General features: G+C 38.1%; 3 protein-coding genes. All 3 read left to right on the forward strand.

Annotated elements, in window-relative coordinates:
• Positions 1 to 153 precede the first annotated feature (153 nt).
• Genes J2Y38_RS10750 through J2Y38_RS10760 form a run of 3 tightly spaced genes read left to right on the forward strand, consistent with a single transcriptional unit; the run spans position 154 to position 16,201 of the window.
• Positions 154 to 13,308, forward strand: a complete 13,155-nt coding sequence (locus J2Y38_RS10750; RefSeq protein ID WP_309842190.1) for a PKD domain-containing protein — start codon at positions 154 to 156, stop codon at positions 13,306 to 13,308.
• 29 nt (positions 13,309 to 13,337) lie between these two features.
• Entirely contained in the window at positions 13,338 to 14,261 is a 924-nt protein-coding gene (locus tag J2Y38_RS10755) for a type IX secretion system membrane protein PorP/SprF (RefSeq protein WP_309842193.1), read from the forward strand.
• 11 nt (positions 14,262 to 14,272) lie between these two features.
• Complete coding sequence (locus J2Y38_RS10760; protein ID WP_309842196.1) at positions 14,273 to 16,201, forward strand: OmpA family protein; 1,929 nt, start codon at positions 14,273 to 14,275, stop codon at positions 16,199 to 16,201.
• The last annotated feature ends 25 nt before the right edge of the window (positions 16,202 to 16,226 follow it).

The raw sequence follows: 16,226 nt of genomic DNA on the forward strand, positions 1-16,226 counted from the left end.
TTTTCCTGTTTAGCTTAAAATTTTAAATAAAAACATAGAGATATTAACTATATAACCCTATGAAAGCCCTGTTATTTATCTCTGCTTAGATATTATTTACTAATTAACGTGGTCCTATAAATTGTTCGTACCCACAAAGCAATCCCGCAGCCTATGGAACGATCTATACAAATTAAGAATTATTTCAAAAAATTATTTTGTACTGTATTTATAATATCTTTTTACTCTATAAATACATTTGGGCAAAATTGTACTGTAAATGCAGGTGTCCTAAATATTACGATATGCGAAACAGATCCCGTAGTTCTGGAAGGAAATACGCCATCTCCTATTATTGGGAATGTTTTGTGGACACAAATATCAGGCCCCGCAGTAGTTATTAATACTCCCAATAATCCTACTACTACCGTTTCTGGCTATACTGGGGGAAACACCTATATTTTTAGGTACAGCGCAACCTGTGGGGATGGAATTTTCACTTATCAGGATAAAGTGGTTAATGTTCAGCCTATTACTATTGCCAATGCGGGAGGTAATATTGCAAGCTGTCCAAATAACTCCGGAACCTTAACAATTTCTGCCAATACGCCGCAAAATACAGGAGAAACCGCTTACTGGGAAATAGTAGGCGCTAATAATGCCGGAGTAGTTATTAATTTTCCAAATCTGCCAACCTCAACCATAACACTGCCGGAAACAAGCTGCGGAACAACAACACTTCAATGGGTTATAGAAGGCCCTGAATATTCAGCAGGACAGCGATGCAGAACCACATCACAAATTACCGTTAACAATTATGGAGGAGTTAAACCGGTTTCTGCCGGAGCCGACCAAACTTTAAGTAATTGTTATACTACTACACAAAGCACAAATCTTAACGGAACTTATGGCGGCTGTGGTCTTAACGGGCAAAACGGACAATGGACATTTGTAAGCGGCCCTAATACACCGGTCATTGGCAGTCCAAATGCAAACAATACTCAAATTTCTAACCTTGTTCAGGGTACTTATACTTTTAGATGGACAGTTACAGGCCCATGCGCTTCTGGTAATGATCTTGTAACAATAACAGTTCCTGCAGCAACACAAGATGTAACAACGCTGCCGGGCGGAGATGAAAATATATTCTTTTGCGATACCACAATTAATCAGGTAACACTTGTAGCCCAAACTCCATTATATGCTGGTGAAACCGTACAATGGACACAAATTCAAGGAGACACTGGAGCCGTAATTGTTTCACCAACTAATCCTACTACTTTGGTAACGAATATATCTGATGCAGGAGATCCTTATAGATTTAGATATACACTTACCAACAGTAATACGGGTTGTGTTTTTACTAAAGATTATATTGTTCAGTTTAATAGTTCAACAAGAACCATTACAGCAAATAATGGAGATGATCTTATAGGAAGCTGTAATGCAACTGTATTTACAATTCCGCTTACGGTAACAGGAACGGGTTACAATCAATATAGAATTGTGAGCGGGCCGGCAAGCTCTCCTTTAGCCCCTTTTCCTACTCCATTAACAAATGTTGGAAATTCATTAACCTTAACCCTTACTACTTCCGGAGAATATATTGTTGAATTTATAAGAAGACAAGATGGATCTCTTCCTATTGGCTGTGATTATGGTTTCGATTCCTTGAATATTTTAGTTTCAGGCGAACCAACTCCGTCAAATGCTGGTTCTGACGTAAGTCTGCCTTGCGGAGATACCTCTACACTTTTATCGGGAGTTTCCACAGATGAAGGAATGCATTTTTGGAGTCAGCTCAGCGGGCCAAATGATGCTTCAATTGTTGATCCTTTTGCTGTAGATACTCAAGTAACCGGATTAATACCCGGAACTTATGTTTTTGAATACATAACTAAAGGAGGTGGAGCAAAATGTGGTTTTTCAGTCGCAACCGTAACCATAAATGTATCAGGAAGCACAATTGGTGCAGTTGATGCAGGTCCAAATCAAATAGTATGTTCCAATTCTCAAGTACCGCTTGCCGCAAGCCCTGCCCTAAATGGCGAGATTGGTACATGGAGTCAGGTTTCCGGCCCAGGTACAATTACATTTTCTAATGTAAATGATCCCAACGCAGTCGCAACAGGTTTTACAGCAGCTTCTTCTACATACGAATTACAATGGACAGTATCGTATCTTCATCCTGGCCCGTCGTGCAGCGCAGCCCTCTCTGATACAGTAACCATTTCCACCAATAATGCAACTGCTTCATCTAGTTCTGATGCAGGTCCGGATGCTTGTTATCCTTCCGGAACAAGCTCTTTTAACCTTAGCGGTAATACTCCCGGATTAACAGAAACTGGAATATGGACTGTGGTACCTTCTGCAGGAGTCATTATTGCTGATGAAAATGATCCAAATACAACGGTAACTGTTCCTGGAAATGGAACTTATGTGTTTACCTGGGCAATTGAAACCATAACCCGATTATGCGAACCTAACAGAAGCTCTGTTTCAATTACTATTGCCAATACGCCTCCCATAGCAAACGCAGGGCCAGATCAGGAAATATGCGGTAATACCATTACTATGGCAGCAACGCCAAGCAGCGGCGGAATTGGTACCTGGACAAGAATTTCAGGTGTTGGAGGTTATACAATAAGTGATGAACATGATCCAAATGCAGTTTTTACTTTTACCTACAGCGGTTTTTATATTTTTAGATGGACCATAAATGCCGAAGTTTGCGGTGTTGCTTTTGATGATATTAATTTAACTATAGGAATCCCGCCAATTACAGCCAATGCCGGTCCTGATCAAAATATTTGCAACAGCACCACTGTTACAATGGCCGGAAGTACCTATGATAGTTTTTTTGAAAGCGGACAATGGTCTGTTTTAACCGGAGCACCAAATCAGCCTAATATTGTGAATCCTTCAAGTTCAAATACAGTAATCAACGGACTTGTAGCCGGAACTTATACTTTTAGGTGGACAATTACGGCAAAAAGCATTTTTCTTTGTCAGGGAACTTTTGATGATGTAGTTGTTGTAGTTGCACCAGCTGCCAATGCTGGCACCGATCAAAACTATTGTGATGTTACCAGTATTCAGCTTAAGGGAAATGAAAATTCAACAGGAACATGGACACTTACCAGTACCACAGGAAATGTTAACGATGTTATTATTACCCAATCTCCGCCAAACAGTTATGTAGCAAATGCAACTGTTGTTCCCGGAAACAGCTATGTTTTTACTTACACAACCAGTCCGGTAAATTTTCCTGGCGGAGGTACTTGCTCAGGATCTTCAGATTCTGTAGATATTACTATTTATAGTGGTGCCAGTATTGATCCAAATGCGGGACCAGATCAAATTTTATGTATTTCTGATGTTGGAGGAACTGCTTCTTTGGCAGGAAATACACCACCGCCTGATGTCACTACAGCCGAATGGCGTTTTGTTTATCAGCCCGCAGGAAGTGTTGCCGTAATTACCACTCCTTCTGCTCCATTAACTACAGTTACAGGTTTAACAGTACCGGGACTTTATATTTTGGAATGGGTCTTTGAAAGCAATTCCTGCCGAGCATTATCAGATATCGTAAGAATTGAAATGAATGCTGCACCAAGTACAGCAGATGCAGGCCCAGATGATACAGCGGCGTGTCAAACAACATATCAAACCGCCGCAGTTCCGCCAGCAGTAGGGATTGGAACATGGACTTTTGCCAGTCCGGGAGATGATCCTTCTGGAGGTGCCGTTGTTATCAATAATCCTAACAGTCCTGTAACAACGCTATCGAATATTACAACTTTAGGAACCTATCGATTAACATGGACAGTTACAAACGGGCCTTTTACAAGTCCATCATTATGTCAGCCTTCTTCAGATATTGTTGAAATAACATTCAACGACGTTCCGCCATCCATTGCAAATGCGGGACCGGATCAGGAATTGTGTGATGTTGATACAGCCACGATGGCAGCTCAGGCAGTTACTTCTGGTTTAGGAACGTGGACTCAGACTTCAGGGCCAAATACAGCTAATATTGCTTCGCCAAATAATGAAAGTTCTTTAATGTTAGGTTTAGTTCCGGGAACTTACGAATTTCTTTGGACAGTTACTACTTTAAATCTAAACGGATGTATCTCACAGGATTCTGTAATTGTTACTATCAATGATTTACCATCAACCGCCAATGCGGGGCCAGATCAAACGATTCCACAGTTTTCACCTGTAAATTTAAATGCGGCTCCGCCAACTGTAGGAACCGGAGAATGGACTCAGGTTTCTGGGCCTAGTGTGGTAGGATTTACTGATGAAACTTCTCCAACAACAGCAGTTACAGGTACTATTTACGGAACGTATATTTTACGCTGGACTGTAAGTAACGGAAACTGTACTGTTTCTACAGATACTGTAACACTTACTATTTTATCTGTTGCTGATCTTGAACTAACCAAATCGATCACTCCCGTAACAGGAAGTGCGGGCGATATCGTAACATTTAATATTCAGATATTCAATAATAATTCTTTAGGAGGAACTGTTGATGCTACCGGAGTATCTGTTCGGGACTATATTCCGTCTGGTTACACGTTAGTTCCGGGATCAGCCAATTTTGCGGGACAATATAATCTTGGCGATAATACGATTACTTGGAACAATCTTACCGTTCCTGTTGGAAACAGAATAACTTTAACTTTTCAGGCTGTAATAAAAGCAACAGGATCCTATTTAAATATAGCCGAAATCATTGCATCAAATCAGTTTGATCCAGATAGTACGCCAAACAATAATATCTTAGCAGAAGATGATCAGGATGATGCCAATTTAATATTAGATACAGCAGATTTATCTCTTCAAAAATCGGTTTCGCCTACAAGTGTAAGCATCAATGATAATGTAATATTCACCATAACAGTAACCAACAGCGGACCAAATAATGCTTCGGGAATTACAGTCTCAGATAATCTTCCTACCGGATATACTTATGTAAGCGATAATGGAGCGGGTAAATATAACAATGCAACAGGTATTTGGAATGTTGGTAATCTAAACAATGGAAACTCCCTTACTTTACAAATTACAGCAAAAGTAAATGTTGCCACAATTGCCAATTATGTTAATACTGCCGAAATACAAACAGCAGATCAAGCCGATCCTGACAGTACACCCGGAAATAGTCTTCCTGAAGATGATATGGCAAGTGCCAATGTTACCCTAAAAGAAGCTGATTTAGAATTAACCAAATCCGTTACTCCAACTTCTGCAGCAGCAGGCCAACAAGTAGATTTTACTATTAATGTAGTAAACAATGGCCCCGGAAATGCCACAGGAGTAAATGTTCAGGATATTATTCCCGTGGGTTATACTTTAGTTCCGGGATCAGTATCTAATGGCGGATTGTATCAGGTAGCCAATGCCTCCATTAACTGGCAAAATTTAGTATTGGTCAGCGGGTCAAATATAAACTTAACTTTTAGTGCATTTGTAAATTCATTAGGAAGTTATGTAAATACAGCTCAGGTAACGGCAAGTGATTTACCGGATCCAGACAGTACACCAAATAATAATGTCACAACAGAAGACGATCAGGATACTGCCGAAATTACTTTTATAGGCCCATCTGCAGATTTATCTTTGGTGAAAAACGTAGTAGCCGGAAATACAAGTCCCGTAGTTGGAAGTCAAGTTTCATTTGAACTTGTCATTACTAATAGCGGACCAAATAATACAGCTGGAGTTCAGGTAACAGATTTACTTCCGTCAGGTTTTGAATTTGTCAACTACAGCTCATCAGCAGGAATTTATAATGATGCTACTGGTTTATGGAATGTTGGTACGGTTGATGTTGGAGTTTCTGAATCTCTTATCATAGATGCCAAAGTACTTCCAACAGGAATTTACACTAATATCGCTCAGGTTACAGCAAGTAACCTTCCTGATCCTGATTCGACTCCAAATAACGACGACGGTGATCAAAGCGAAGATGATGAAGATAATGCCATTATCACACCTATTCAGCCTTCTGCAGATTTATCTGTAACAAAATCAGTAAATAACCCGACACCTTTAGTCGGTTCACAAGTTACTTTTGAAATTATCGTAACCAATAATGGGCCTCAGGACAATACAGGAGTACAAGTAACCGATTTACTGCCTTCCGGATATACTTTTAATAGTTTTACTGTATCAACTGGAATATATAATCAGGGAACAGGCGTTTGGACAGTTGGGAATTTAGTAAATGGGAAATTTGAAACGCTTCAAATTACAGCAACTGTAAACGCAGCTGGAGATTATCTTAATAAAGCCGAAGTAACCGCAAGTGATCTTCCAGACCCTGATTCGACTCCTAATAACGGAATTACTACAGAAGATGATTACGCAGAAGTTCCAACGGTTCCAGTTCCAGTATCATCAGATTTATCAATTACAAAAACAGTAACCAATCCTACACCTTTAGTAGGTTCTCAGATAACTTTTGCAATTACAGTAACCAATAATGGCCCTCAGGAAAATACAGGAATTCAGGTAACAGATATACTGCCTTCCGGATATACTTATAATAGTTTTACCGTTTCAACTGGAGGCTTTGATTCAGCAACAGGAGTCTGGACTGTAGGGAATTTAGTAAATGGAAAAATTGAAACCCTGCAGGTTACTGCAACCGTAAATGGTTCTGGCAATTTTTTAAACAGTGCCGAAATTACTGCAGCCGATATCGCAGATCCAGATTCTACTCCAAACAATGGAATTACTACAGAAGATGATTATGCTGAAGTTAATACAACACCAATAACGTTATCTTCTGATTTATCACTAACTAAAACAGTCAATAATCCAACTCCTCTTGTAGGTTCTCAGGTTATTTTTGAAGTAGTTGTAACCAATAACGGACCTCAAAATAACACCGGAGTTCAGGTAACGGATATATTACCAAACGGTTATAGTTTTATTGGATTTACGGTTTCTACAGGAACATATAACACAACAACAGGAATTTGGACAGTTGGAAATTTAGCTAATGGAGATTCTGAAACACTGCAAATTGTTGCTGTTGTTAATAATACAGGAGTTTATACAAATACTGCGGAAGTTACAGCAAGTGCTCTTCCCGATCCTGATTCGACACCAAATAATGGTATAATTACAGAGGATGATTATGCAGAAGTTTCTACAGTTCCTGTTCCGCCGTCTGCAGATTTATCTTTAACAAAAACTGTAAATAACAGTACACCGTTAATTGGTTCTCAGGTAACTTTCAGTATTGAAATAAACAATGCAGGACCACAAGAAACAAATGGTATAACAGTAACCGATTTACTTCCTTCGGGATATACGTATGTTTCATACAATACCACCATCGGAACTTATAATTCAACAACTGGATTATGGAATGTGGGCACACTTCCGGTTACAGCATCACATACTTTACAAATAACAGCAACTGTAAATCAAATCGGAGATTATACAAATACTGCTGAAATTACAGCAAGTGCAGTTCTTGATCCGGATTCAACGCCTAATAATGGTGTTACGACAGAAGATGATTATGCAACAGCTACAACAAATCCCGTTTCTCAATTCGCTGATTTGGCTTTATTGAAAACGGTAAATAATCCGACTCCATTTATTGGATCTCAGGTAATATTTGAAGTTTTGATAGCAAATGACGGCCCTCAAAATACAACCGGTGTTATTGTAACCGACTTATTACCTTCGGGTTATACTTTTAATAGTTTTTCTTCCACAACAGGAACTTATATTGCAGCAGCAGGCTTATGGTATATTGGCAATTTAGCAGTTGGACAGGTAGAGTCAATGCAGATAACCGCAACAGTTAATAGTACGGGCGATTATTTAAATACTGCCGAAATTGCTTCCAGTAATGTTCCTGATCCTGACTCTACTCCAGGAAATGGAATAACCACGGAAGATGATTATGCAGAAATAGCTACTAATCCTGTACCAGTAGATGTTTCGGCAGATTTGGCAATAGCAAAAATCGTGGATAACCTCACTCCGCTAGTAGGTTCACAAGTTACTTTTACAATTGCCCTTAAAAACGATGGCCCAAACGAAGCTCGTGATGTAGTTGTTACTGATTTGCTTCCATCCGGATATAATTATATATGGTATAGTACAACTTCTGGACTGTATGATCCTTTTACCGGACAATGGTTGATTAGTTCAATACAGCCAAACGATCTGCTTTCTTTACAAATAACAGCAGTTGTAAATCCATCTGGTATTTATACTAATACCACAGAAATAATAGCAAGCAGTCAGCCTGATCCCGACTCTACTCCGGGGAATGGAATAACCACGGAAGACGATTATGCAGAAATAAATACTATTCCTGTATTACAATCTTCAGATTTATCTTTAACCAAAACAGTCAATAATTCAACACCGTTAGTAGGTTCACAAGTCACTTTCGAAGTTATAGTAACCAATAATGGGCCTCAAAATAATACCGGAATTCAGGTCACAGATTTACTTCCTTCAGGATATACATTTGTCTCATACAGTTCTACTGCCGGAAATTATGATACTGCAACAGGACTTTGGAATCTTGGAAATTTAGCTGTTTCCGCTTCTCATAATTTACAAATTACTGCCGTAGTAAATCCAACAGGAAATTATACTAATAGTGCCGAAGTAACAGCCAGTACACTTCCCGATCCAGATTCAACGCCAAATAATGGCGTTACAACAGAAGATGACTATGCTGAAGTTACAACAACTCCAATAACTCAATCTTCGGATTTATCTTTAACTAAAACAGTTAATAATTCAACTCCACTTGTGGGGTCTCAAGTCACTTTTGAAGTTATCCTAACCAATAATGGCCCACAAGATAACAGTGGCGTACAAGTTACCGATTTACTTCCTAACGGATATGTCTATAACAGCTTTACAGTTTCTACCGGAACTTATAATCCAACAACAGGATTATGGAATATTGGAAATTTAATTAATGGAAAATCAGAAACGTTGCAAATTACGGCAACTGTAAACCTTACCGGAAATTATTTAAATATAGCAGAGATTACATCGGCTTCTCTTCCCGATCCGGATTCATCTCCAAATAATGGCGTTACAACAGAAGATGATTATGCAGAAATAACTATTGTTCCTGTATTACAATCTTCTGATTTATCTCTAACCAAAACAGTAAATAATTTAACACCGCTTGTAGGTTCTCAGGTTATTTTTGAAATTGCAGTAACCAATAACGGGCCTCAAAATAATACTGGAGTTCAAGTAACAGATCTGCTCCCTTCAGGATATACATTTGTTTCATACAGTTCTACTGCCGGAAATTATGATGCTGCAACAGGACTTTGGAATCTTGGAAATTTAGCTGTTTCCGCTTCTCATAATTTACAAATTACTGCCGTAGTAAATCCAACAGGAAATTATACTAATAGTGCCGAAGTAACAGCCAGCACGCTTCCTGATCCAGATTCAACTCCAAATAATGGTGTTACAACAGAAGATGATTATGCTGAAGTTTCTACTGTTCCTGTATTACAATCTTCGGATTTATCCTTAACTAAAACAGTTAATAATTCGACACCTTTAGTAGGTTCACAAGTCACTTTTGAAGTAATAGTAACCAATAATGGCCCGCAAGATAATACAGGAGTTCAAATAACTGATTTACTTCCTAACGGTTATACTTACAGCAGCTTTACAGTTTCAACCGGAACTTATAATTCAACTACGGGAATATGGAATATTGGTAATTTAATCAACGGAAAATCTGAAACTTTACAACTAACAGCTATTGTAAATCCAATCGGAAATTATCTGAATATAGCTGAGATTACAGCGGCTTCTCTTCCAGATCCTGATTCAACGCCAAATAATAGCGTTACAACTGAAGATGACTATGCTGAAGTTACAACAACTCCAATAACTCAATCTTCGGATTTATCTTTAACTAAAACGGTCAATAATTCAACTCCGCTTGTGGGTTCCCAAGTTACTTTTGAAATTATCTTAACCAATAATGGCCCGCAAGATAACAGTGGCGTACAAGTTACCGATTTACTTCCTAACGGTTATGCCTATAACAGCTTTACAGTTTCTACAGGAACTTATAATCCAATAACAGGATTATGGAATGTTGGTAATTTAATTAATGGAAAATCAGAAACGCTGCAAATTACGACAACTGTAAACCTTACCGGAAGTTATTTAAATATAGCTGAGATTACAGCGGCATCTCTTCCTGATCCTGATTCAACTCCAAATAATGGTGTAACAGCAGAAGATGACTATGCTGAAGTTGCAACAACTCCAATAACTCAATCTTCGGATTTATCTTTAACTAAAACTGTAAATAATTCAACACCATTAGTGGGTTCTCAAGTTACTTTTGAAGTTATCCTAACCAATAATGGCCCACAAGATAATACAGGAGTTCAAATAACCGATTTACTTCCTAACGGTTATGCCTATAATGGCTTTACAGTTTCTACCGGAACTTATAATCCAATAACAGGATTATGGAATGTGGGTAATTTAATTAATGGAAAATCAGAAACGCTGCAAATTACGGCAACTGTAAACCTTACCGGAAATTATTTAAATATAGCTGAGATTACAGCGGCTTCTCTTCCCGATCCTGATTCATCTCCAAATAACAGTGCGACGAATGAAGACGATTATGCTTCTGTGGTTACAATTCCAATTAATCAGGCTGCGAATTTATCTTTAACTAAAACGGTAAATAATCCAACGCCGTTAGTGGGTTCTTTGGTTACTTTTGAAATTATAATAACAAACAGTGGCCCACAAAATGTTACAAATGCTGAAGTAACTGATTTACTTCCTTCAGGATATACTTATAACAGTTTTACGGCAACTAAAGGAACATTTAATAATATTACAGGTAAATGGAATATTGGTTCTCTGCTAAACGGTGATTCTCAAACATTGCAAATAACAGCAGCTGTAAATGCGACAGGGAATTATACTAATATTGCTGAGGTTACAGCAAGCAGTCTGCCAGATCCAAATTCAACACCAAATAACGGAATTCCAACCGAAGACGATTACGCAGAAGCAACTGTAACACCATCACAGGCTTTAGCCGATTTATCTCTTGTAAAAGCAGTAGTTGGAGGCAATTTAAGTCCAATATTTGGTGCAACCATAACCTTTGAAATAACAGTAAAAAACAGCGGTCCGCAAAATGCAACCGGAGTAAAAGTTACCGATTTACTGCCAAGTGGTTATGAATATATTGTTTACAGCTCTACAGCCGGACAATATTTTGATACAACCGGAATTTGGGATATTGGAACAATTCCAAACGGCGGGTCAGAATCACTTTTAATATCTACGAAAGTTAATACTTCTGGAAACTATCAAAATATAGCCGAAGTTTATGCTTCAAACGAATTAGATCCTGACAGTACACCAAATAACAATGTTTCTGGAGAAGATGATATTTCATCCGTATTACTTTCCCCTGTTCCCGCTGTTACAGATCTTTCGATAGAGAAAAATGTAATCAACAACAATCTCACGCCCGATGTTGGTTCGCAGATTTCATTTTCAATAACAGTAACAAATTCAGGACCGAGTATTTCAACCGGAGTAACTGTAAAAGATATTCTTCCATCTGGTTATGAATACATTTTTTACAACTCTACTTCGGGAAGTTACAATCAAAATACCGGAATATGGACACCAGGAACTATCTTACCGGGCAACAGCCATACTTTATTGATTAATGTTTTTGTAAAAAGCCCAACCGGAACCGCAGGTGAATATTTAAACACTGCCGAAATTATGACCGCTGACCAATTTGATCCTGACAGTACACCAGGAAATGGCATTACGACAGAAGACGATTACGACAGCATTTCGGTAACACCAGTAATTGTTACGGCCGATTTATCTATCAGCAAAACAGCATTAAACCAAGATGCCGTACACGATGTTGGTTCAACCGTTATTTTTACGGTTACGGTTACTAATAATGGTCCGGCAGATGCAAGCGGTGTAGTTGTTAAAGATTTACTGCCGACGGGATTCACGTATGTAACCAGCAGTCCTACAAGCGGTCTTTATAATTATATAACCGGAATTTGGAATACAGGAGCTATCGTAGCCGGAACAGATCAGTCTTTGGATATTTATACGACGGTAAATCCGCCGTCTGGAGCTGCAAATCAATACACCAACACGACCGAAGTTATTGCGAGTAATCTTTCGGATCCAGATTCAACACCAAATAACGGAGTGACAACAGAAGACGATTATGACAGTTTACAAATTAATGTGGCTGTTGCCGATTTAAGTTTAGATAAAACCGTCAGCAATAAAAATCCAAATGTAAACGAGGTCGTAACGTATACGCTGCAAATCAACAACGAAGGCCCAAGTACTGCGACAGGTGTTGCAGTTGAAGATCTGGTTCCTTTAGGATTATCTAATATTAACAATATAAATAACGGCGGAATATTCAGTAAAAACATTATAAAATGGATTGATTTAACCGTTCCTGTTGGCGGTATTACCTTAACCTATCAGGCGACCGTTACTAGTCCGCATGGATTGGATGCAAACGATTATTTAAATATCGCTCAAGTAACGGCAAGCAATCAATTTGATCCCGACAGTAAACCGAATAATGATAACGGCGATCAAAGTGAAGACGATGAAGACGTTGAATTTATAAATATACCTTCAACAGATATTGCCATAAATAAAGAAGTCGATCAAACCGATGTTCCTATGGGAAGTGAAGTAATCTTTACCATTACCGCTGAAAATCTTGGAAGCCTGACGGCTACAAATGTTGAGGTTCAGGACATTCTGCCAAAAGGATATTCGTTAAACAGTTTCACAGCATCATCTGGAACCTATAACAGCGCAACAGGTGTTTGGGCAATTCCGAGTGTAAATGCAGGAAACTCTCAAACCTTAACCATTAATGCCAAAGTACAAGATTTTAATGATTATGTAAATACAGCTCATCTTGTAAAAATGGATCAAATTGATACCAATTCATCCAACAATCAGGATAATGCAACTGTTTCTCCAAACTGTCTGAAAATTTACAATGAGTTTTCTCCAAATGACGACGGGCAAAATGATACTTTCTATATCGATTGTATTACTCAATATCCGGATAATCAATTAGAAATATTCAATCGTTGGGGTAATTTAGTCTATTATAAAAAAGGATATAACAATACTTGGGATGGAAAAGAAGACGGATCTGCTAAAACACTTCCTGAAGGTACATATTTCTATGTTCTCGATCTCGGAAACGGTTCGGCTAAAAAATCCGGATGGGTTTATTTAAAATAAAATTAGGATAACCAAAATAACAATTGGCTATGATTAAAAATATAAAAAAGATTTTCACAATCATTACGATGCTTTCTGTATTTGGTGTTGCCGCACAGCAAGATCCGCAATACACGCAGTATATGTATAATACGCTTAGTGTAAACTCTGCGTATGCCGGCTCTTTGGGACATTTAACCATAACCGGAATATACAGAACACAATGGGTTGGTCTGGAAGGCTCACCAAATACACAGTCCTTTACTTTAGATACTCCAATCGCAAAAAAGGTTGGATTGGGATTATCTGTAGTAAGTGAAGAAATAGGCCCGTCTGAAGAACAATATATCGATGCGAATTTATCTTATACCATACAATCCGGGCAGACTCATAAATTGTCTTTTGGGATTAAAGGCGGCGGAAGAGTCATCAATATCGACTGGACAAAAGGAAGCCACAGAGATCCTGACGTTGAGTTTCGTGAAAACATTACAAATAAATTCCTTCCGGTTGTGGGTGCAGGATTATACTGGCATGGAGAAAGAGATTATATCGGAATAGCAGTTCCAAATTTTATGACCCGCGAAAGATATAATTACGATGATATTGCTGATGATTTGGTAAACGAAAGAATGCACGTTTACCTTATTGGAGGAATTGTTTTTGACCTTTCGGCGCATACTAAATTTAAACCTGCCGCATTGGTTAAATATGTAGCTGGTGCTCCCCTGATTGCTGATTTTTCAGCCAATTTCATGTTCAATAATGCTTTTACGCTTGGTGCATCCTATCGCACAGGAGATTCTGTAAGTGCAATGGCTTCTTTGCAAATTACACCGCAATTTCTTGTGGGTTACGCATATGATTACACCACAACCGAACTGCAAACGTACAACAGCGGTACGCATGAAATAATGCTTCGATTTGAATTAGTGTCTCGTAAAAAGGGATTAAAATCTCCTAGATTCTTTTAAAACTATGATTTATGGAAAGAAGAATTACTATACTCCTACTCTTGGCAATGCAAATCCTGTATTCGCAGACCAAAAACAAATCGGCAGATGCTTTGTTTGATAAAATGTATTATATCGAAGCGGCAAAATCATATGAATTGTCTATAAAAGGCGGCGATGTTTCTAAAGAAATTCTGCAGCGTGTCGGAGATGCACATTATTTTAATACTCAAATGACCAGCGCCAGCAAATGGTACGGAAAACTGATTGCCGATTATCCAAACGAAGTTTCGCCAGAATATTATTTTAGATACGCACAATCTTTACAGGGAATTCAGAATCATGATCTGGCAAAAAAGATGATGAAAAGTTTTTCTGAAAAACAAAAAACAACAGATTCTAAAGCGCAGAATTTTTCACTTAAAACCGTAACACTCGAAGATATTAAAAAAATAAAACCGCAGTTTATACTCGAAAATCTTGAAATCAATTCGGCTTATTCCGATTTTGGACCAATGTTTTACAAAGGCGATTTGGTGTATTCTACAACGGTAGATTCATCATATCTAAAAACAGCAAAATACGGCTGGAACGATCAACCTTATTTAAACCTGCAATTAGGAAAAATAAGTCCAACGCAAACCAATGTTACTTTTAAAGAACGTTTTGGAAAAGAAATTACAACTCAATTTCATGAAGCCTGCGTCGCTTTTTCTCCAGATGAAAAAACAATTTATTTTACCCGAAATAATTACAACGGAAAACTAAAAAGAGACAGCAAAGGCATTAACAACCTCAAAATATATTCGGCGAAAGCCATAGAAAATAGCAATGGAACCGTACGATGGGAAAATGTAAAAGAACTTCCGTTTAACAGTGACAACTATTCTGTTGGACAGCCTTCTGTAAGCAAAGACGGAAAAAAATTATATTTCGTTTCAGACATGCCCGGAACAATTGGTGCTTCAGATATTTTTGTAGTAGATATTTTAGGCGAAGACCAATATTCAAACCCGAAGAATTTAGGCGAAAAAATAAATACCAGTGGACGCGAAATGTTTCCGTTTATAACCGATAAAGCGTTGTATTTTTCTTCGGATGGATTTTTAGGTCTTGGCGGTCTTGATGTTTTTGAAAGCCGATTAAACGACGGAATTTTCGATGCTCCAAACAACCTCGGCGATCCGCTAAATAGTAACCGAGACGATTTTGGATATATCGTAAACGAAGAAACCAACAAAGGTTTTGTATGTTCGAACAGAAAAACCGGAAAAGGCGACGACGATATTTATTCTTTTGAAAGAAGCTGTACACAAGCTATTGAAGGGTATGTTTTTGATGCGATATCCAATAATAAAATTGCCGGAGCTATTGTAACACTTAAAAACAATGAAAACCAAAAAGTCGGAGAAACTGTTTCTAAAATGGATGGAAAATTTGAATTCGACGAAAACATCAATTGCAACACACTTTATACAATTGAAGCCGTAAAAGATAATTTTAGTACAAATTCTAAAGCGATTGTTACTCCCGAAAATTCAGGAATAACCCAAGTTCCTATTGGTCTTGATCCTGCACTTATAGAACGAAAAGATGGTTTGCTGAAAATCAAAATCGGTATTATTTTCTTTGATTTGGATAAATCAGAGGTTCGTTATGACGCTGCAATTGAATTAAATAAAGTCGTTTTATTAATGAGCCAATATCCAAGTATAGTCATAAAAATTGAATCTCATACGGATTCCAGAGCCAACGATCAATACAATCTCGAACTTTCTGACCGACGAGCCAAAGCAACCCGCGATTATATCATTTCGCAGGGAATTGCTCCTGAAAGAATCGAAAGTGCCATTGGCTACGGAGAAACAAAGCTTATCAATAACTGCTCAAACGGAGTTCCCTGCACCGAAGCGCAACATCAAATAAACAGACGAAGCGAGTTTATTATTACTAAGATGTAATAACAATACAAAATAGTTATAGTTA

Source organism: Flavobacterium sp. 2755 (assembly GCF_031455715.1).
In the GTDB taxonomy this organism is placed as follows: domain Bacteria; phylum Bacteroidota; class Bacteroidia; order Flavobacteriales; family Flavobacteriaceae; genus Flavobacterium.

Coding starts and splice junctions, on each gene's coding strand:
- J2Y38_RS10760 (WP_309842196.1), top strand. CDS start 14,273: ATGGAAAGAAGAATTACTATACTCCTACTCTTGGCAATGCAAATCCTG.
- J2Y38_RS10750 (WP_309842190.1), top strand. CDS start 154: ATGGAACGATCTATACAAATTAAGAATTATTTCAAAAAATTATTTTGT.
- J2Y38_RS10755 (WP_309842193.1), top strand. CDS start 13,338: ATGATTAAAAATATAAAAAAGATTTTCACAATCATTACGATGCTTTCT.